At 33.7% G+C, this 20,817-nt stretch carries 15 protein-coding genes; 11 read left to right on the plus strand and 4 right to left on the minus strand.

What is annotated here, in order from left to right:
• Positions 1-28: 28 nt before the first annotated feature.
• The 4 genes from ASE21_RS10555 to ASE21_RS10570 form a co-directional block, all read right to left on the minus strand.
• A complete protein-coding gene (locus ASE21_RS10555) occupies positions 29-379 on the minus strand; it encodes a YciI family protein (RefSeq protein ID WP_057122624.1) in 351 nt (116 codons plus the stop codon).
• A gap of 42 nt (positions 380-421) precedes the next feature.
• Complete coding sequence (locus ASE21_RS10560) at positions 422-874, minus strand: carboxymuconolactone decarboxylase family protein (protein ID WP_057122625.1); 453 nt, start codon at positions 872-874, stop codon at positions 422-424.
• A 144-nt stretch (positions 875-1,018) separates the two neighbouring features.
• The gene (locus ASE21_RS10565; protein WP_057122626.1) at positions 1,019-1,480 is read right to left on the minus strand and encodes a hypothetical protein; all 462 of its coding nucleotides are present in this window, start codon (positions 1,478-1,480) and stop codon (positions 1,019-1,021) included.
• 23 nt (positions 1,481-1,503) lie between these two features.
• On the minus strand, positions 1,504-2,823 hold the full coding sequence (locus tag ASE21_RS10570) for a Na+/H+ antiporter (protein WP_057122627.1): 1,320 nt from the start codon (positions 2,821-2,823) through the stop codon (positions 1,504-1,506).
• Positions 2,824-3,126: 303 nt separating this feature from the next.
• Between ASE21_RS10570 and dnaK the strand changes: the two genes are divergently transcribed.
• The 11 genes from dnaK to ASE21_RS10625 all read left to right on the plus strand — a co-directional run bounded on the left by dnaK (position 3,127) and on the right by ASE21_RS10625 (position 20,808).
• Positions 3,127-5,010: a molecular chaperone DnaK gene (gene dnaK / locus ASE21_RS10575; protein WP_057122628.1), complete on the plus strand. Its 1,884-nt coding sequence runs from the start codon at positions 3,127-3,129 to the stop codon at positions 5,008-5,010.
• Positions 5,011-5,206: 196 nt separating this feature from the next.
• Entirely contained in the window at positions 5,207-6,280 is a 1,074-nt protein-coding gene (corA, locus tag ASE21_RS10580) for a magnesium/cobalt transporter CorA (protein WP_057122629.1), read from the plus strand.
• A gap of 53 nt (positions 6,281-6,333) precedes the next feature.
• A complete protein-coding gene (gene pta / locus ASE21_RS10585) occupies positions 6,334-8,427 on the plus strand; it encodes a phosphate acetyltransferase (RefSeq protein WP_057122630.1) in 2,094 nt (697 codons plus the stop codon).
• Positions 8,428-8,531: 104 nt separating this feature from the next.
• Positions 8,532-9,716, plus strand: coding sequence for an acetate/propionate family kinase (locus tag ASE21_RS10590; protein WP_057122631.1), 1,185 nt, complete (start codon positions 8,532-8,534; stop codon positions 9,714-9,716).
• Positions 9,716-10,138, plus strand: coding sequence for a DUF3995 domain-containing protein (locus tag ASE21_RS10595; protein ID WP_057122632.1), 423 nt, complete (start codon positions 9,716-9,718; stop codon positions 10,136-10,138). The genes ASE21_RS10590 and ASE21_RS10595 overlap by 1 nt, the downstream gene beginning before the upstream one ends.
• 104 nt (positions 10,139-10,242) lie before the next feature.
• Entirely contained in the window at positions 10,243-12,987 is a 2,745-nt protein-coding gene (locus ASE21_RS10600) for a histidine kinase (protein ID WP_057123174.1), read from the plus strand.
• Positions 12,988-13,231: 244 nt separating this feature from the next.
• Positions 13,232-16,252 (plus strand): SusC/RagA family TonB-linked outer membrane protein, encoded by a 3,021-nt coding sequence (locus ASE21_RS10605; RefSeq protein WP_057122633.1) that lies wholly within the window; start codon positions 13,232-13,234, stop codon positions 16,250-16,252.
• Positions 16,253-16,256: 4 nt separating this feature from the next.
• Complete coding sequence (locus ASE21_RS10610) at positions 16,257-17,711, plus strand: RagB/SusD family nutrient uptake outer membrane protein (RefSeq protein ID WP_057122634.1); 1,455 nt, start codon at positions 16,257-16,259, stop codon at positions 17,709-17,711.
• Between the two features lie 18 nt (positions 17,712-17,729).
• Entirely contained in the window at positions 17,730-18,629 is a 900-nt protein-coding gene (locus tag ASE21_RS10615) for a LamG domain-containing protein (protein ID WP_057122635.1), read from the plus strand.
• 67 nt (positions 18,630-18,696) lie between these two features.
• On the plus strand, positions 18,697-20,082 hold the full coding sequence (locus ASE21_RS10620; RefSeq protein WP_057122636.1) for a glucoamylase family protein: 1,386 nt from the start codon (positions 18,697-18,699) through the stop codon (positions 20,080-20,082).
• 12 nt (positions 20,083-20,094) lie between these two features.
• On the plus strand, positions 20,095-20,808 hold the full coding sequence (locus ASE21_RS10625; protein ID WP_057122637.1) for a prolyl oligopeptidase family serine peptidase: 714 nt from the start codon (positions 20,095-20,097) through the stop codon (positions 20,806-20,808).
• Positions 20,809-20,817 lie beyond the last annotated feature (9 nt).

The raw sequence follows: 20,817 nt of genomic DNA on the forward strand, positions 1-20,817 counted from the left end.
TCTTTTTTTAAAAGTAAAAGTAAAAAGATTAATATGTTCCGGTAACGGCCATTCTAATTTCGACATTGCCGCCTAATTCTAAAATTGGACAGCCGTTTGCAATGCTTACAGCTTCATCATAATCAGCAGCTTTAATCATAATCAATCCTCCAATTGCTTCTTTAATTTCAGCATAAGGACCGTTGATTACACTTTTATTCGATTTTACTATTTTACCTTCGCCGTCCCATCGCTGTAATGGTTTTGCTAACTTATCCTGAGCCGCAATTCCGCCCAGCCAGTCCTGCCAAAGCTTAAGTGATTCCTGCAATTCCTGCGGAGAAGGCTGAGTTTCTTTTGTGATATAATCTCTGCGAAATATTAATACAAATTCGTTCATGATATTATTTTTTTTATAACAATGTTTTGTTGTGATAATTAATTAGCCAAATTGCCCTACTCTGTAAGTTCCGGGTTCGTTTGGAAACGCAAGGTTAATTCTGTTATAAGTATTGATTGTAGTAATGGCTAAAGTTAAATCAATTAATTCCTGATCCGTAAATTCTTTTATAGCTTCCTGATAAACTGAATCCGGGACGTCACATTTTGTTACAGCTTCTGCCCATGCAAAAGCGGCTCTTTCTCTGTTTGTATAATATGGAGCTTCACGCCATGCGCTTAATCCGTATAAACGCTGTTCTGTTTCACCTTTGTGTCTTGCATCTTTATAATGCATGTCTAAACAATAAGCACAGCTGTTGATTTGTGAAACCCTAAAGTAAACCAATTCTAAAAGCGCTAATTCTACAGAAGATTTTTTTAAATAACCGCCAATTCCGTAAAGTGTTTTTAATGCTTCTTGTCCTTTTGCGTGAATGTTAATTCTTGTTTCCATTTTGTATAAGTTTTAATGTTATACTCTAATAACAATCGAACTTTCAGAATTGGACAAAATATTTAATTTTTTTTGAAATGAATTTTAAAACAAAATTAAATATTTGATTTTCAGTATTTTATATTTTATTTTTTTGAAATAAATTTAAATGGTTTCTAAATTATCCCATTCATATTCAATTTTATTTATTTTGATATAATATGGAATTAGAAGAAAAATTTCTAACCTTAAAGAAAAATTTCCATTATCATTTGGATTTATAAACATTGAGGACACGCAAACGACAATTCCAACAATAGCATCAATTTTGGCAATTGTTATGGCATTTGATTTTTCAAACCATAACGAATAAGCTGCAAAGCCTTTAAGTAACATTACTGCAATTATAAAAATCCCAACTCCAGAATATGCTGTGCTGCTGGTGAAACCGTAAAGAGATAGATTCACGGTGGTTAAAAATGCACTGGCAACGAGTGTTCCTGTACTCAGGGTTCCCATAATCATAAAAATCCAGCAGAAAGTTTTAATCCACCATGGTAAAAGTTTTCTTCTGATGATTAATGGTTTTTCAAATTCTTCAAAGTGGTTTTGTAATTCCTGATCCATTTATTTTTTGTTTTTGGTAAGATTTATAGTTTTTGAGTAAGCTTTATTTGCTCTGCCGATATATCCTTCTTTGTCATTTCTTCCTTGTCATTTTTAGCATTTAGCCTTTTAACAATCCACGGAAGTGTAAGTCCTTGTCCGATAAGGGTAAAAAGTACAACTGCAACAGAAATAAAGATAATCGTATTTCTTTCGGGAAAAGGAGTTCCGTCTTCGAGAAGTTTTGGAAGTCCAATCGCAATGGCTAGAGAAACAATGCCGCGCATTCCGGACCATCCTAAAATGATACTATTATTAAAGTCTAAAAGTGCATCTTCGCTGATTTTTCTTTTTCCGCCTCGATTCTTTTTGAAAGCTTTTTGAAGGTTAATTTTTTGGAGAAATATTCTAACAAACCGAATTAATAAGGCCACAATTGTAATGATAAAAGCATAACCAATATAAGGCAGAATCATATCGTTTTCGATATCTTTTAATACGTATCTAAAATTAAGTCCGATCAGGATAAAGATTAATCCGTTTAAAAGGAAAATGATAATGTCCCAAAGGCTTCGGGAACTGTTTTTTAAATGTTCCGGAAATATCTTTTTGCTGAAACGGGCAATGGCCAGTCCGGAAACTACAACTGCAATTACGCCTGAAACATGAAATTGTTCTGCAACCAAATAAGCTACAAATGGCATTAGTAACATAAAACTGATAGTAACATTAGTGTTTTTGTGTACTTTACTCAATATAAAAGCTAAAATTTTTGCGATAACCATTCCCACCAAAAAACCGCCTCCTAATAGCAAAATAAACTGCAGCGTTGCTTTCCAGATTACAAAGGCGGATCCCATTACAGCTGCTACGGCAAAACGATAAGCAACAAGCGCCGAAGCATCGTTTATAAGACTTTCGCCTTCGAGAATGGTAATCGTTTTATGGGATATTCCGAGTCCTTTTGTGATGCTTACGGCAGCTACGGCATCGGTTGCAGAGAGTATGGCTCCAATTACAAAGGCAAGAGGCCAGGTTATATTCGGAATCATATAATGCGCTACTACAGCAATCCAAAAAGTTGTGAGGAAAACCAGGGTTATCGCCAGCGTACTGATGGTGTTAAGATTGGTTTTGAAATCTTTTGGAGAAATATTAAACGATGCATCATATAATAATGGCGGCAGGAATATCAAAAAGATAATTTCGGGATTAATTTGTATTTCGGTCATTGTCGGGATAAACCCGATGGCTATTCCAACAATAACGAGAAGAATAGGATAGGGAAGTTTTGCTTTATCGGCAAAGGCTGATAATCCTATAACAATGGCGAGTATGAATATAATGATGCTGTAGTTTTCCATTTTTTGGATTTAGAAAAATGCTAATGTACTTAATTCGATATTTAATTAAAAATTATTCTGATTTTGAAAAGATATAAAAGTTCCTTTAAAATGCAAGTACTGCCCCCAGAAAAGAACTCCTAATTGATGACATGTAATAAGATTATGCCATGCATGTCAGTCTTTAAAAATGTCATGTTGTCAGATGATTATTAATGTGTCAACAGCAAAACTGACATTTTACTTTGGTTTTTTATATTGGCACAAAGATTGACTTATGCCACCTGAGTTATAAAAAATAAATCAAAATTAAATATATAAAAAATGGGTAAAATAATCGGAATTGACTTAGGTACGACGAACTCTTGTGTTTCTGTAATGGAAGGTAACGAAGCAGTTGTTATCCCTAACGCAGAAGGAAAAAGAACTACACCATCTATCATCGCTTTTGTTGAAGGTGGCGAAATTAAAGTAGGTGATCCTGCAAAAAGACAAGCAGTAACGAATCCTACAAAAACGATTGCTTCTATTAAACGTTTTATGGGGCACACTTTTGCTGAAACTCAGGATGAGGCAAAAAGAGTTCCTTACAGTGTTGTAAAAGGTGACAACAATACACCACGTGTGGATATTGACGGTCGTTTATACACTGCTCAGGAGTTGTCTGCAATGACACTTCAAAAAATGAAAAAAACTGCTGAAGACTATTTAGGTCAAACAGTAACTGAGGCAGTTATTACAGTTCCTGCTTACTTTAACGATGCTCAGCGTCAGGCTACTAAAGAAGCTGGAGAAATCGCTGGTCTTAAAGTTATGCGTATCATCAACGAGCCAACTGCTGCTGCACTTGCTTACGGATTAGATAAAAAAGGAAATGATCAAAAAATTGCTGTTTACGATTTAGGTGGAGGTACTTTTGATATCTCTGTTCTTGAATTAGGAGACGGTGTATTTGAAGTATTATCTACAAATGGTGATACTCACTTAGGTGGTGATGATTTTGACCAGGTTATTATTGACTGGTTAGCTGACGAATTCAAATCTGAAGAAGGTATTGACTTACGTTTAGATCCAATGTCATTACAGCGTTTAAAAGAAGCTGCTGAGAAAGCTAAGATTGAATTATCATCTTCTGCTGAAACAGAAATCAACTTACCATACGTAACTGCTACTGCTTCTGGACCAAAACACTTAGTGAAAAAATTATCAAGAGCTAAATTTGAACAATTATCTGATTCTTTAGTAAAACGTTCTATGGAGCCTGTTGCTAAAGCATTAAAAGATGCAGGTTTATCTACATCTGATATTGACGAAGTTATCCTTGTAGGAGGTTCTACTCGTATGCCAAGAATCGCTGACGAAGTGGAGAAATTCTTCGGTAAAAAAGCTTCTAAAGGTGTTAACCCTGATGAGGTTGTTGCTATTGGAGCTGCTATTCAAGGTGGAGTTTTATCTGGAGATGTAAAAGATGTATTGTTACTTGACGTAACGCCTCTTTCTTTAGGTATCGAAACTATGGGTGGTGTATTGACTAAATTAATCGAGTCTAACACAACTATTCCAACTAAAAAATCTCAAGTATTCTCTACTGCTGCTGATTCTCAACCATCTGTTGAAATTCACGTTTTACAAGGAGAGAGAGCAATGGCTGCTGATAACAAAACTATTGGTCGTTTCCACTTAGACGGTATCCCGCCAGCACCAAGAGGAGTTCCTCAAATCGAAGTTACTTTCGATATTGATGCTAACGGTATTATCAAAGTTTCTGCAACTGATAAAGGAACTGGAAAATCTCACGATATCCGTATCGAAGCTTCTTCTGGTTTAACAGCTGAAGAAATCGAAAAAATGAAAAAAGATGCTGAAGCTAACGCTGATGCTGACAGAATTGCAAAAGAAAGAGCTGAAAAATTAAACGAAGCTGACAGTACTATCTTCCAAACTGAATCTCAATTGAAAGAGTTAGGAGATAAACTTACAGATGAGCACAAAACAGCTATCGAATATGCTTTAACTGAATTGAGAATGGCTCACCAATCTCAAGATCTTGACGCAATCCAAAAAGGATTAGACAATGTAAATGCAGCTTGGAAAACAGCTACAGAAGCAATGTACGCTCAAGGTGGTGAAGGACAACAAGCTGCTCCGCAACAAGAGCAGTCTTCTGGAGACAATGTTGAAGACGTTGAATTCGAAGAAGTAAAATAATTCTTTAGACTAAGCAATTAGTATAATTTATTAAGATAGAAAACCGGGTCAGAAATGACTCGGTTTTTTTATGCTCTATTTTTATGAAGGTTGAGACGCACTGCAGTGCGTCTACTTTTAAGATTTTCATAAACTGACAAATGTCATTTCCCGTTCCGATTCTTTTTCGTAATATTACTATTGTAAATTTTTTTGAATGAGAAAGATTAAATACAAAAAAGGACGCAAACTGCAGCATATTACATTAGAATATACAGGAGCGCATAAAGAAAGTGAAAGCGAAATGCAGCTTTTTGTGTATGATGACAATGATGTTGTTGAATATGAAAAGTTTACAGTTCTGGCGCTGAATTCTTGTTTTGATTATACTAAAAATAACTGGCTCAATATTCATGGACTAAATGACATTAATCTGATAAAAACTATCGGGACACATTTTAAACTTGATGATTTTTTACTTGCCGATATTTTAAATACAACCAAAAGAACAAAATTAGAAGAACAGCAAAATGTTCTTTTCTTTAATATAAAGTCATTACTTCCTTCTGAATATTCAGATAATATTAGTGTCGAACAAATCAGTTTTATTTTAAAAGAAGGAATTTTAATTTCATTTCAGGAAAAACGAAGTGATTTCTTTACGCACATTCGCGAGCGCCTTCGCACACATGCCGGAATTGTGAGAACTAAAAAAGTAGATTATCTCTTGTATTTACTTTTAGACGCTGTAATGGAAAATTTCTATATAACAATTGAAAATGAAGAAGATAAAATTGAAGAATTAATCAATTTGACCAAAAAAGGTGCTAATCCCGTTATTCTGGAAAAAATTGAGAATCATCGGGATAACTTAAATTTCTTAAAGCGTTCGATTGTTCCGCTTCGTGATTCACTTTATTATCTAAAAACGATAAAGGATGATGAAGATGAAAATAGATTAATTCAAAAAGAGACGTTTAATTTTTTTATCAGGCTTCACCAAAAAAGTTTAGAACTTTTAGAACAAATAGAATCAGATATGAGTGCGTTAGAAAGTGCGTCTAATTTTTATTTTTCGGAACAAAGCCGAAAAATGAATGAAATTATGAAAACGCTGACTATTATTTCTGCCATATTTATTCCGCTGACTTTTATTGTTGGAGTATATGGAATGAACTTTGAAAACATGCCGGAACTCAAAACAGAAAATGGCTATTTTGTGGTAATGGGAATCATGTTCTTATTAGTTATTGCACTAATTGTTTATTTCAAAAAAAGGCGTTGGTTTTAGGTGTTTCAAAAACAAAATAATTAAAATTTTTTATTTAGAATAATATAATAATTATGAGTAAAGCTATATATATAGCCACAAGCGATCAAAACAGCGGAAAGTCGATAATAACCCTCGGCTTAATGAGCATTTTGATTGGAAAAACGGCTAAGGTGGGTTATTTCAGGCCTATAATTGAAGATTTTGTTGATGGTGAAGTTGATAACCATATCGAAACTGTTTTATCTTATTTTAACCTTGATATTAAGTTTGAAGATGCATACGCCATTACAAAAAGCAAACTGATCAAAAAGAAAAATAAAGGAAAAATAGGTGAGGTTCTGGACTTAATTATTGAAAAATATAAAAAGCTGGAAGAAAACTTTGATTTTGTCCTGGTTGAAGGAACAAGTTTTACCGGTGAAGGAACTTCTATCGAATTAGACTTGAATGTTTTAATCGCAAAAAACCTCGGAATTCCAACTATTATTGTGGGTTCCGGAATCGGAAAGACATTAGAAGAGCTGCTCGATAGTTTGTATTTGGTGTACGACTCTTTTAAAGTAAAAGAAGTAGAAGTATTATCGGTTTTTGCTAATAAAGTACAACCTGAAAATATTGAATTAGTTACAAAAAGCCTGCAAAAAAGTTTGCCGCCAAATGTACTGGTAAATACTATTCCGCTCATTTCAAGTCTGAACAATCCAACAATGCAGGAGATTGTTAATGAACTGAATGCAAAAGTTCTTTTTGGAGAAAATTATCTAAATAACGAAATTGGACACTTTAGCGTTGGAGCGATGCAATTGCATAATTATCTGGTACATTTGGATAATAACGCACTTGTAATAACACCAGGTGACCGATCTGATATTATACTCGGCGCTCTGCAGGCAAACGAATCGGCAAATTACCCAACGATTTCAGGAATTATCCTGACAGGAAATATAGTGCCTGAAGAAAGTATTTTAAAACTTATTGAAGGACTTTCAGCCATTGTTCCCATTATTGCAGTTGATGGCGGTACGTATCATATTACAAACAGAATTGGGGCTATAAAATCAAAGATTTATGCCAACAATACACATAAAATTGAAACCTCAATTACTACTTTCGAAAAATACGTTGATAATGAAGCTTTATCTCAAAGATTAATCACTTTTGAAGCAGAAGGCATGACTCCAAAAATGTTTCAGTATAACATGGTTAAAAGAGCCAGACAGCATCGTAAACATATTGTTCTGCCAGAAGGAAATGATGACCGGATTATCATTGCAGCTTCAAGACTTTTAGCGATGGATGTAGTCGATATTTCAATTATTGGTGATAAAAAACAAATTGAAAATAAAGTTACCGAATTAGGGATTTCGTTAGATTTTTCAAAAGTCAATATTATAAATCCAATAGAATCTGAATTTTATGAAGATTACGCTAATACGTATTATGAGCTTAGAAAAGCTAAAAATGTAAGTATTACAATGGCTAGGGATTTAATGGAAGATGTTTCATATTTTGGAACCATGATGGTGTATAAAGGTCATGCAGATGGAATGGTTTCCGGTGCAGCGCATACTACACAACATACTATTTTACCTGCGCTGCAATTCATTAAAACCAAACCAAATTCTTCGGTTGTTTCGTCTGTATTTTTTATGTGCTTAGAAGACAGGGTTTCTGTTTTTGGAGATTGTGCCATTAATCCAAACCCAACAGCGGAACAATTGGCAGAAATTGCGATATCATCGGCAGAATCAAGTTCAGCTTTCGGAATTGAACCCAAAATTGCCATGCTTTCCTATTCTTCAGGAGCTTCAGGAAAAGGGGATGAGGTTGATAAAGTAAGAACTGCGACAGAAATTGTAAAACAAAAACGACCTGATTTAAAAATTGAAGGACCAATTCAATATGATGCAGCGGTTGATCGTGCGGTAGGAAAAAGCAAAATGCCAGATTCTGAAGTAGCCGGGCAGGCAAGCGTACTTATTTTCCCGGATTTAAACACCGGAAATAATACCTATAAAGCGGTTCAGAGAGAAACCGGAGCTTTGGCAATTGGACCAATGCTACAAGGTCTCAATAAACCTGTAAACGATTTGAGCCGTGGCTGTACAGTTGACGATATTATAAATACAGTAGTAATTACTGCAATTCAGGCACAAGGACTTTAATTAATAATTACGAGTTAGCTTTAAACCTTAAAAAATAAAAAATAAAAAGTTCTGAGCTTTAAAAAAAACTCAGACCCTTAGAATCTTAGCACCTTTAAAAAAAAATGAAAATATTAATCATAAACTCCGGGAGTTCTTCAATAAAATATCAATTAATGGTCATGCCGGAAAACAAAGTAATTTGTTCCGGAATGATCGACAGGATTGGTTTGGAAACTTCCAATATAACTTTTAAAACTGCAGTAGATTCGCATGAAGAAATACTGCCAATTTTAACACACAAAGTAGGATTGCAAAAAGTTGCAGATATGCTTCTTGATCCTGAAAAAGGGGTTATAAAATCAACTTCTGAAATTAATGCAGTAGGACACAGAGTGGTACATGGCGGAAGTTATTTTTCTAATACAACGATAATTACGGAAGAAGTAAAAGAGAAAATAAAAGAACTTTCAGAACTAGCTCCGCTTCATAATCCGGCGCATTTAGTTGGAATAAATGTAGCCGAAGAAATTTTTTCGAATGCCAGACAAGTAGCCGTTTTTGATACTGCTTTTCATCAGACAATACCGGTTGTTGCTCATAAATATGCGATTCCAAATTATCTTTTAACAGAACATAAAATTCGTGTTTACGGTTTTCACGGAACAAGTCATAAATATGTTTCAGAAAAAGCGATCAGCTATTTAGAAAATAATTCAAAAATAATCACCATTCATCTTGGAAATGGCTGCAGTATGACCGCTGTAAAAAATGGAAAAAGTATTGACCACACAATGGGATTCTCGCCTGCAAATGGTTTAATAATGGGAACTCGTGCAGGAGATATCGATCAGTCAGTAATTTTTTATATGGTTAAAAATCTGGGATATACACCAGATGAGGTAAATTCAATTTTATTGAAACAAAGCGGAATGCTTGGACTAACCGGCTATAGTGATCTTCGTGATATTGAAACCAGGGCCGAAGAAGGAGACAAAGACTGTCAGCTTGCTTTATTGATGAACGCTTACAGAATTAAAAAAACAATTGGCGCTTATGCTGCTGCTTTAAACGGTCTGGACGCGATTGTATTTACAGCCGGAATTGGAGAAAATTCTTCTTATATGCGAAAATTGATTTGCACAGATATGGATTATTTTGGAATTGAGATTGACAAAGAAAAAAATCAAATTCGTTCTAAAGAAATCAGAGAAATCAGCACACAACATTCAATTGTAAAAGTATTGGTTGTACCAACAGACGAAGAATACGAAATTGCAAATCAGGTATATCAATTGTTGGAAAACTAATGAAAATCATATCAATTGTATTGTTCTTACTATTTCTTTTTCTTTCTGTAATTCATTTTTATTGGGGTTTTGGAGGAAAATGGGGAAGTCAGGCAGTTGTACCAACAAAAAACAATGGAATTCCGGTTTTTATTCCAGGTGCAGTTTCTACTTTTATTGTCGCTGTCAGCTTATTATCTTTTGGAACTTTTTATCTAATAAAATCAGGATTCATCCAGATCAGCTTGCCAATATGGCTTTATAAATCAGGATTTTGGATATTGATTTCCATATTTACTTTAAGAGCTATTGGAGAGTTTAATTATGTTGGTTTCTTCAAAAAATACAAAACATCACAGTTTGCTGTAAACGATACCAAATACTATTCGCCATTATGTCTGTTAATTAGTATTTTGACTTTAGTTTTGGAATTATATAAATAAGAATTTAAAATTGAATACTATGAAGAAAGCTCCTCATTTAGGAGCTTTTTTTATGCTTTCAGATTAAATTTTTGTCAGTATCTTTGAATTTAAATCCGAATAACTTGAAAACGATACTTTTAAAATCATTTTTCTTCTTTTTCATTGCTTTTCATATTCAAGCACAAGAATTACTTCCTTTTGTAGAAAATTATAATAAATCAGATTATCAGGGAGATAATCAAATATGGAATGTTGCACAAGGCAGCGATAAAGCAATGTATTTTGCCAATAATCATTATTTATTGCGGTATGACGGCGTTATCTGGGAAAAATATTCGCTTCCAAACAAAACTATTATCCGTTCAATTTTAATTGAAGGAGATCGTATATATTCAGGTTCTTATAAAGAATTTGGTTATTGGTACAGAAAAAATGGTAAAATGAATTATGTTTCAATTACCAAAAAACTTCGCCTCTTTGCTGAAAAAGACAATGAAGAAATCTGGAAAATCTTCCGGTATAATGGTGTTTTATATTTTCAGTCCTTTAATGATGTTTTTATTTATGACGGAAAAAAGGTTAAAAAAATTAAGTTTCCTTTTTTAATTTCATACTGTTTTGTTGTCGATAATAATCTCTACGCAGCGTCGGTTGAAAAAGGTGTTTTTAAAATGAACGGCTCTAAAATTTCAAACCCAAAAGGCTGGGACATTTTAAAAAATACCGTTGTTCATGCCATCGAAAAATATAAAGGAAAGACTTATATTTTTACACAAAAAAAAGGAATTTTTATCGTAGAACATACTGGATTAAAGCCCTGGAATAATCCGTTAAATGAAACATTAAAATCTAACGGTATAAATGTCGCCAAGTTTATTAAAAATAATAAACTTGTTGTGGGAACAGGAAATAAAGGTGTTTTTATATATGATTTTGTAAGCAATACTTTCAAAAATATCGACCGGAACAATGTTTTAATGAATAATTCGGTTTTAAGTATTGGATTTGATAAAGAAGAAGACTTATGGCTTGGACTCGATAACGGACTTGCACACGTTGAGGTAAATTCCCCAATTTCATTTTTCTATGATAATTCCGGAATTCTCGGATCAGTATATTCAGTTGCTACTATTGATAAAGGATATTTAATTGCTTCAAATCACGGAATTTTTGAATTTGATTCAGGTAATTTCAAAATGCTGCCCAATACACAGGGACAGGGCTGGAATATTACCAAAATTGGCAATAAATATGTTATTGGACATAATGACGGAACTTTTTGCTATGAAAATGGAGTACTGGCAAAAATTAATAATGTTAGCGGAGGCTGGAATTTATCTAAAAGTATTATTAACGACACTTATTTTCAGTCCACATACAGCGGTGTTTTGGTGTACAATGACGCATTGAAACTCAGCCAGAGTTTAAAAATAAAAGATCTTTCAAAACCTATTAAGTACGTAGCCCAGAACAAAAAAAATGAAATTTGGGCTGCAGATAATTACCGTGGATTGTACCGCGTTTTTCTCGATGATAATTTTACAACTCAAAAAGTTGAAAATATCACACAGCAAAGTAAAATCAAAAATGATTTTGGTGTCAAGATTTTCGAATTTAGAAACGAAATACTTTTTCTGATAAATAATGTCTGGTATACTTTTAATTCCATATCCAACAAATTGGAGGAGAATGAATTATTCAATACTAATTTCAAAAATATCTCCGATGTCGTAGCCATTGATCCGGATCATTTTATTGTACTTCAGGATGGGATTCTTTATCATATATATTCTCACAATAATAAATTTATATGGAATATTATTCAGGAGAAATATTATAAAGGAAAGCTGATTAATGAAAATTTAAGAATCTTTAGAAGTAAAAATCATTATCTTCTCAATCTTGATGACGGCTTTATTTCGCTTCAGTTAGGATATCAGAATAAGCAGAATAAAGGTGTTAAGGTAGAAGCTTATAATGATAATGAACTTCTTGAAAATGATGGGAAAATAAAACATAATACAGAGCTTCGTATAAATGTGATTTCCGGAATTTATGGCGCCAGTAAGCCTAATCTTTTTTATCAGATAAATAAAGGAAAAAATTATATCCCGATTTCAAATGGTGCCATCATTTTAAATAATTTAAGCAGCGGTTCGCATACTATTTCTATCTTTAAACATGACGGAGCCAATTATGAAAAAGTTTCTGGCTTTGATTTTAGAGTTGCCCAGCCTTGGTATTTTTCTTTTTGGATGATATTTCTTTATCTGCTGGTAATTGCGGCAGTTTTATTTTTGTATTATAAATGGAATAAACTTCGTTATACACAAAAATTAAAATTGCAGGCAGAAGAATTAAAACATCAGCGTGAAATTCTTGAAATGGAGCTGAAAAAAGAAAATGAACTAAACATACAGGAATACGAAAAGCATATTTTAGAATTAGAACTTCAAACAAAATCTTCTGAAGTTGCAGGGAAGTCTCTGTCAATTGCTAAACAAAGTGAAATGATTGAAAATATTCAGAACATTTTAGATTCTGAAAAAGATTTTAATAAGCTAAAAAGTGAAATTAAAAAGGCAATTAAGATTAATGAAGTAAATAAACACGAATGGGAAATATTTGAAACTAATTTAAATCAAATCCATAATGAGTTTATAATAAATCTTTCCAAAAAGTACCCACACCTAACTCCCAAGGATATTAAACTCTGTGTTTATCTTAAAATGAATCTGTCTTCTAAGGAAATTGCACCTATGATGAATATCTCATTTAGAGGAGTAGAATTACATAGATATCGTCTTAGAAAGAAATTAAATCTTTCTCAGGAAGAAAACCTGTCAAAATTTTTATTAACTCTGTAAGATTTGATTTTGTTTTTTACAGATTTTATATTTTTAACCCTTGATTTTTACATAATTCCAATACATCATTACTACATCATAACGTTATGTTAATGAAATTTATTTTCGGTATAAAAATTTGATAATCAGTATTATATTCTTAAATTTTAACATAATGATGTAGCTGTGTAGTAGTGGTTTTTGATGTACTACAACGATGTAATTGCTTAATTTGGCTCTACTAACTTAAACGATTACAAACTGTATGAAAAATTTTATTTTTAGCTTTTTAGCGCTCTTATTACTGCCAGCGTATATGTCTGGGCAAGTACAAGCAATTAAAGGGAAAGTAGTTGACAGCAGCGGAATGGGAATTCCGGGAGCAGTAATTGCTTCTTCGGACGCGAGGGCAACTGCAGATGCAGATTTCGACGGAAACTTTACCATCAATGCCAAACCGGGAGATATTTTAAAAATCTCGATGTTAGGTTTTGATCCAGTTTCTGTACCGGCAACTGCCGCACCAATGACAATTACTTTAAAAGAAGCAGCCGACACTGCCCTGAAAGAAGTAGTCGTAATTGGATACGGTACCAGAAAAAAGATTGATAATACAACCGCAATTTCTTCTTTAAAAGGAGAAGATGTCGCAAAAACAAAAGTATTAAATGCTTCGCAGGCTATTCAAGGTAAAGCAGCGGGGGTTCAGGTAACATCTTCTGATGTTCCGGGAAGTACACCATCAGTGGTTATTAGAGGTTTGGGTACTGCATTGGGAGGAAGAACACCTTTATATATTGTAGATGGAATGGCTACAGAAAACATCAACAACATTAATACAAATGATATTACTTCATATGATATTTTAAAAGATGCTTCTGCACTGGCAATTTATGGTACGAGAGCAGCAAATGGAGTTATTATCATTACAACCAAAAAAGGTAAAGGTGACAAAGTTTCTGTTGAGGTTGAAAGCTTTGGTGGTGTAAGGACTCCACTTAAAAAAGTAAAAATGGCTGGAAGTAATAAATATGCTCATTATACTAATGCAGCATTACAGTCTACTACTTATTCTCAGGACCAGCCGGTTAATACAGATTGGTTTGATGAGATTACAAGAACAGGCAGCTATACTCAAAACAACGTTTCTGTTTCCGGAGCGACTGAAAATGTAAAATACTTTTTCAGTTTAGGAAATTATGAAGAAAAAGGAATATTAAATGGTTTAGATTATGGTCGTACAACTTTTAGAAATAATAATGAGTACAAAATCTCTAAAAAACTGACCTTAACTCAAAACTTTAGTTTAACATCTACTAAATCAACTCCAAAACCATTATCAGCTTTTACAGCTGCATATAAACAATCACCTATTGTTCCTGTATATTTTGCAGATGGTAAATATGGAGTTGCACGTGTAGGAGATAATGGTTTTGCAAGCGAAACTGGAAACTCAATTAATAATGTTGGAAACCCTGTTGCTCAATTAAATTTCTTTGACGAACAACAGCGCAGCATTACATTACAGGGAGGTTTAAAATTGGATTATGAAATTTTAAAGTCTTTAAAATTCACTTCACAATTTAATGGAGAATACTATACCTGGAAAAATTATAATTTTGAAGATACAAAAAATGTATGGTTAGCTGCAAACCCTAATAAGGTTGCAAGTGATTATGAGAAAGAATTTCCAAATGCAAATATTAATTTATTGACAAAAGGAAGAGAACAATATTATAACTGGAGTTTGTCAAATTATTTGACTTATAATAAAATATTTAACGAAATCCATGATATTGAAGTAACTGCAGGTATTGAAACTTATGTGAAAGGTTCAAGAGAAAAACTGACTATAAAACGAAAAAATGTAAATGCAGATGCTGATTATTGGTCTTTAAAAGACGTTGAATATGCTACAAACGTTACAAGTTACAAAGATGAGGTTTTTAACGAAACTAAACTGGCATCTTATTTAGGCCGTTTCCAATATAAATTGTTAGACAGATACTTATTAACAGGAACAGTTAGACGTGATGGATCTTCAAATTTTGGAAAAGATTATCGTTGGGGAACTTTCCCTGCTTTCGGTGCAGGATGGATCATTTCTAAAGAAAGTTTTTTAGCAGATGCAAAAGGACTTAATCTATTAAAATTAAGAGGAAGCTGGGGTAAATTAGGAAATCAAAATGTACCGCTTAACAGTCAGGGATATACTTCGGGTCTAAATGCTTATTTAGGCGGATCAATTCTTAATGAAGGAACTACTATTAACTCACAAATTGATCCAAGTTTATCTTGGGAGGTTACAGAAGAATCTTCTGTTGGTTTAGATTTTGAATTCTTAGACAGCAGGCTTAAAGGTACTGTTGATTTGTATGATAAAAATACAAATAACGTAATCCTTAATACGAAACCTTACATTACATCTGGTATTACTACTGCATCTCCGGCACATGTTGGTGAAGTTTCAAATAAAGGTTATGAAATTTCATTACGTTGGGATGATAAAATAGGTGAAAATTTCAGCTACTATATTGGAGGAAACTACTCTAACAATAAAAACGAACTTACAGGTTTAAAAAATGTTGTTTTATCTCCGGTAATTGGCGGTGGTTTAGGAAATGGTCAAGATACAAAGTTACTTGACAATACTACCGTTGGGCAGCCATTAGGAAGTTTTTATATCTATGAATATGCTGGATTTGACCCTGCAAATGGAAAAATGTTATACTACAATGCAGCAGGAGATAAAGTAACTCAGGATGCTTTAAGTGCTACTGTAGATAAAAAATACGTAGGTTCAAGTTTGCCAAAATCTAACTATGGAGTTTCTTTAGGATTCGTTTATAAAAACTTTGATTTCTCTGTTGATGGTTATGGTACTGCTGGGGCAAAAGTATATAATGGAAAAAAAGCACAGCGTTTTTATGGAGAAAACATCGAAAATTCAATTGCAACAGATTTCTGGACACCAAATAATTTAACAGCTTCAAATCCGGCACCGTTTAATCAGGTACCTGTAGCTTCTACTTATTATTTAGAATCAGGAGACTTTTTTAGAATCAATAATATAACATTAGGATACAAATTGCCATTGCAGGAAGACAGTTTTATTAGCGCATGCAGAATTTATATAAATGCTATTAATCCATTTATTACACAGAAATTCTCAGGATTTTCTCCAGAATTAAATGGAGATGGAAATCCTTATGGAACTCAGGGGGTTGAGCTTGATGCTTACCCAACTTTAAGATCATTTGTAATTGGTGCTAATTTAAAATTTTAATATTATGAAAAAGATATATATAGCGACGTTTGTATTATCAGCATTCTTTTTTACAGGATGTGCAGACGATTATCTTGATGTAGATCAAACAGAATCTATTTCGACAAGCGATGTGGAATTATTTAATAATGAAGCTGGAGCATCTCAATTTGTGACGGCAATTTATAATAAGTTCTTGAATTGGGACATGACTTCTTTTGGATGGATCGGTTTATCAAGTATCACATCTGATGATGCAGATAAAGGGTCTTCTGCAGGAGATACAGGAACAGACAAAGATGTATTGGATGCATTAACTTATAATGCTTCTAATCCTTCTGCTGAAAGTACTTTTATAGCTAATTACGATGGAATAAACAGATGTAACCAAGCTTTAAATATGCTTCCTAAATTAGATAAAGTGGATGCTAATTTAAGAAACAGATTAACTGGTGAAGCGAAGTTTTTAAGAGCATTCATGTATTTTACTTTAGTGAAATGTTACGGAGGAGTGCCAATTGTAGACCACTTGCCGGTTCCGGGGTCAGATTCAGATAGAATCATGCAGTTGACACGTAAAACATCTGCGGAAGTATATGCTTTTATTGAATCAGATTTAAATGATGCAATTGCAGCATTACCTGAAAAAACAGCTTATTCTGCGAATGAAAAATCAAGAGCGTCAAAAGGTGCTGCATATGCTTTATTAGCAAAAGTAAGTTTATATCAAAAGAAATGGCAGCAAGTAATAGACAATTGTAATAAAGTTACGGGTTATTCTATTGTTAGCGATTACGCTTCAATGTACAGAGCAACAGGGAAATTTGACTCAGAATCTATTTTTGAAATTTATGCACAAGGCGCTGTACCAGCTAAAGGAATTGAAGGTTATTCTAACACGCAGGGAGCTCGTGGTACCGGAGGCTGGGGCTGGGGTTTTAATACACCTTCTCAAAGTCTGGTAAATGCTTATGAGCCAGGAGACGTTAGAAAAGCAGCAACTATTATTTTTAGAGGATCAACTTTATACGACGGAAGAGTTATACCAACAACAGTTGAAAACGAAAGATACAATTACAAGGCTTATTCATCAGCTTATACTGATGCATGGGAAACAGATGTTGATATTAAATATTTAAGATATGCTGAGGTTTTATTAATGAAAGCAGAAGCATTAAATGAATTGGGACAAACTTCAGATGCAATTCCGTTATTAAATCAAATTAGAAACAGAGCAGGTTTAGCAAATACAACTTTCTCATCACAAGCGGATATAAGAACTGCAATTTGGAGAGAGAGAAGAGTTGAAATGGCTTTTGAGCACGACAGATTTTTTGATTTAGTACGTACGGGTCAGGCAAAAGCTGCTTTTGCTGTAGATGGAAAAACTTTTACCGAAGGTAAAAACGAATTATTTCCTATTCCGGCGTCATTTATCAAACAGGCAGACGGATTATCAGCACAAAACCCTGGTTATTAATTCTTAAAGACATTAAAAATGAAAAAAAATAAATCTATTTTCTTGCTTTCTTTTGCTTTAGCTTCGACATTTTTTGCGGGCTGTGAGGATAGTATTGATAAAGTAAACAGTCCAATTCCTTACGAATCGATTGGAGGATATGAGAATTCTGATGATGTTGCATCGACTCACTTAGTATCTAAATTTAGTTTTGATGGTAATATTGCCGATTCTAAAAACAACATAACAAACGGAACAGGAACGAATGTTACTTATGGAACTGGTATAAAAGGCGAAGCTTATCAAGGTTCTGCAAGTTCTTTTATTGCTTATAATGATGTAGCGAGTTCTGTAGTCAATTTAAAAAACATTACAGTCTCAATGTGGATTAAAACGGATCCACACACAGGTGGTGCACAATCGTTGTTTATGCTTCCTAAAAAAACAGATTTCTGGGGAAATATTTTTACTCTTATTGAAGGAACAGGACCGGCAACAACAATGCTGTTAAAAAATCATATTCAAAGAGATGTCACGCCTAGTATTCCTTGGTCAGGACAATTTATTGAACATGGAGGAGCAAATGTTTTAGCAAATATGTTTGGAACATGGAAACACTTAGTGTGGACTTACAATGGTACAAGTTCTACTTATAGTATTTACATTGATGGACAGAAATTAGATATTCCGGCTTCTATTGCAAAAAGATATGCAAGTGATCCTGCTACAGGAGGCGGTCCTTATGGTGAATTAGCAAATTCAGAGGTTTCTAAATTTATAATTGGAGGTTACCAGCAGCATTTGGGTACTCCCTGGGGTGCAGCTGATGGATGGATGCTTCACTACACAGGTTTAATGGATGAATTCAGAATTTATGATGCAGCTCTTACAGATAATGAAGTCGTAGCTTTATATAAGCTGGAAAAAGACAAAAGATAAACATTATCACACCTAGAGGTTATCCTCTAGGTGTATTTTTAATTAGTAATATATTATTTTAAAGAAAATGAAAATTTCAATATACATAGTTTCTCTTTTTAGTTTTTTTAATTCATGTTCATCATCATCACCAGAGGGAACAGGAGGCGGAACCCCATTACCAACAAATCCAACCACCCCAACTAAACCTTTGACAGATACTGAAGCTATGGATCAGGTTCAGAAAGACGCCATAAAATATTTTTGGGAATATGCTGATTCTAATTCAAAACTTGCACGAGAAAGATATCTAACTGAAGATCCTAATTTTGAGTCAAATATTGTCACTACTGGCGGTTCAGCTTTTGGTTTAATGAGTATTATTGTAGGTATAGAAAGAGGTTTTTTGCCAAGAGCTGAAGCTGTTTCTAGACTTACAACAGCCTTAGCCTTTTTGGAAAAAGCAGATCGTTTCCACGGAGCGTGGCCGCATTGGATGGACAATAAGGCAGGGAAAGTAATTCCATTCGGGACAAAAGATAATGGAGGAGATTTGGTAGAAACTTCTTTCGTTTGTCAGGCATTAATAACGATCAGAGAATATTTTAAAAACGGTAGTACATCCGAAAAAGCATTAGCTGCAAAAGCTGATGAACTTTGGAAAGGTGTAGAATGGGATTGGTATACACAAGGTCAAGACGCATTATACTGGCATTGGTCACCAAATTATGGATGGGAAATGAACTTCAAATTAGAAGGATATAATGAGTGTTTAATTACCTATGTAATGGCAGCTTCTTCACCAACACACCCAATCTCTGCAGAAGCTTATCATAAAGCTTGGGCAAGAAGTGGAGCAATTGTAAACGGCGGTTCTCAATATGGAATTCCTGTCGTATTAAACTACAACGGAGCTACAGGAAATGTTGGGCCAATGTTTTGGTCGCATTATTCTTATTTAGGTTTAGATCCAAATAACTTAAAAGACAAATACGCTGATTATTGGCAATTGACACAAAACCATGCAAAAATTATGGTTCAGTATAGTATTTCAAACCCAAAAGGTTTTAAGGATTATTCAGATAAATGCTGGGGATTAACAGCAAGTTATACCAGAAACCCTGACGGAACTACAGGTTATACAGCTCATCAGCCAAATAATGATAATGGTGTAATTTCACCAACAGCTGCTTTATCATCATTTCCTTATACTCCGGTAGAATCAATGAAATTTCTACATTATTTGTATGATGAAAATAAAGCAAAATATGTTGGAATTGCAGGCCCGTATGATGCTTTTTCTCCACAATACAATTGGGTAACAGCGAGATATTTAGCAATTGATCAGGGAACAATTGCGCCTATGATTGAAAACTATAGAACTGGATTGCTGTGGAAATTATTCATGAATGCATCAGATACAAAACAAGGTCTGAAAAAACTTGGATTTACATCAGGAAAATACGGGATTTAAGAATAGGATATTATGAAATATAAATTAGGCTTACTATCGCTGTTTTTTTCTGTACTGGGCTTTGCACAAAGTGAAACTACAGGAAAATTAAAAACAGTTATTGTAACCAATAATGAATTAGGTTATGTATTGCACAAACCAGCCAATACAAAAGATAAAAAGCCATTAATAGTTTTTATTTCAGGTGATGGAGAAAAAGGGACAGATCTCGAAAAAGTGAAGGTTCACGGACCTTTAAAATATTTAAAAACCCATACATTAGATACATACGTATTGGCTCCGCAATGTAAAGAAGATGAGAATTGGGATACCGAATCAATATATCAGCTGATTTTAAAAATCCAGAAGGAAAATAAAATTGATGCAGAAAGAATATATGTTACTGGTTTGAGCTCAGGAGGCTGGGCTTCATGGAATTTGGCTTTTTCACATCCGGATCTATTTGCAGCAAACGTACCTGTCGCTGGTTTTGTAGATTTAATTCAGTTAGAACATACTTGTGAAATAGCCAACATTCCAACCAGAATTTTCCACGGATTATTAGATGATGTAGTTAATGTGAATTATGCAATCACAATTTATAAAGAATTGAAAAAGTGTAATGCAAAAGATGTGAATCTGACCATTTTTGACGATGCAAGTCACGATAGCTGGACAAGGGTTTACGACAATCCTGAAATCTATGACTGGATGCTGAAGCAGACAAAATCAAATACGAACAAATAATAAATCAAA

Origin of the sequence: Flavobacterium sp. Root901, from assembly GCF_001429765.1 — a bacterium.
Lineage (GTDB): Bacteria > Bacteroidota > Bacteroidia > Flavobacteriales > Flavobacteriaceae > Flavobacterium.

What these genes read in the sequence shown, in the direction of transcription:
- ASE21_RS10565 (WP_057122626.1), bottom strand. Translation starts at nt 1,480, where the DNA reads ATGGATCAGGAATTACAAAACCACTTTGAAGAATTTGAAAAACCATTA.
- ASE21_RS10560 (WP_057122625.1), bottom strand. Translation starts at nt 874, where the DNA reads ATGGAAACAAGAATTAACATTCACGCAAAAGGACAAGAAGCATTAAAA.
- corA (WP_057122629.1), top strand. Translation starts at nt 5,207, where the DNA reads ATGAGAAAGATTAAATACAAAAAAGGACGCAAACTGCAGCATATTACA.
- ASE21_RS10620 (WP_057122636.1), top strand. Translation starts at nt 18,697, where the DNA reads ATGAAAATTTCAATATACATAGTTTCTCTTTTTAGTTTTTTTAATTCA.
- ASE21_RS10570 (WP_057122627.1), bottom strand. Translation starts at nt 2,823, where the DNA reads ATGGAAAACTACAGCATCATTATATTCATACTCGCCATTGTTATAGGA.
- ASE21_RS10615 (WP_057122635.1), top strand. Translation starts at nt 17,730, where the DNA reads ATGAAAAAAAATAAATCTATTTTCTTGCTTTCTTTTGCTTTAGCTTCG.
- ASE21_RS10590 (WP_057122631.1), top strand. Translation starts at nt 8,532, where the DNA reads ATGAAAATATTAATCATAAACTCCGGGAGTTCTTCAATAAAATATCAA.
- pta (WP_057122630.1), top strand. Translation starts at nt 6,334, where the DNA reads ATGAGTAAAGCTATATATATAGCCACAAGCGATCAAAACAGCGGAAAG.
- ASE21_RS10625 (WP_057122637.1), top strand. Translation starts at nt 20,095, where the DNA reads ATGAAATATAAATTAGGCTTACTATCGCTGTTTTTTTCTGTACTGGGC.
- dnaK (WP_057122628.1), top strand. Translation starts at nt 3,127, where the DNA reads ATGGGTAAAATAATCGGAATTGACTTAGGTACGACGAACTCTTGTGTT.
- ASE21_RS10610 (WP_057122634.1), top strand. Translation starts at nt 16,257, where the DNA reads ATGAAAAAGATATATATAGCGACGTTTGTATTATCAGCATTCTTTTTT.
- ASE21_RS10555 (WP_057122624.1), bottom strand. Translation starts at nt 379, where the DNA reads ATGAACGAATTTGTATTAATATTTCGCAGAGATTATATCACAAAAGAA.
- ASE21_RS10605 (WP_057122633.1), top strand. Translation starts at nt 13,232, where the DNA reads ATGAAAAATTTTATTTTTAGCTTTTTAGCGCTCTTATTACTGCCAGCG.
- ASE21_RS10595 (WP_057122632.1), top strand. Translation starts at nt 9,716, where the DNA reads ATGAAAATCATATCAATTGTATTGTTCTTACTATTTCTTTTTCTTTCT.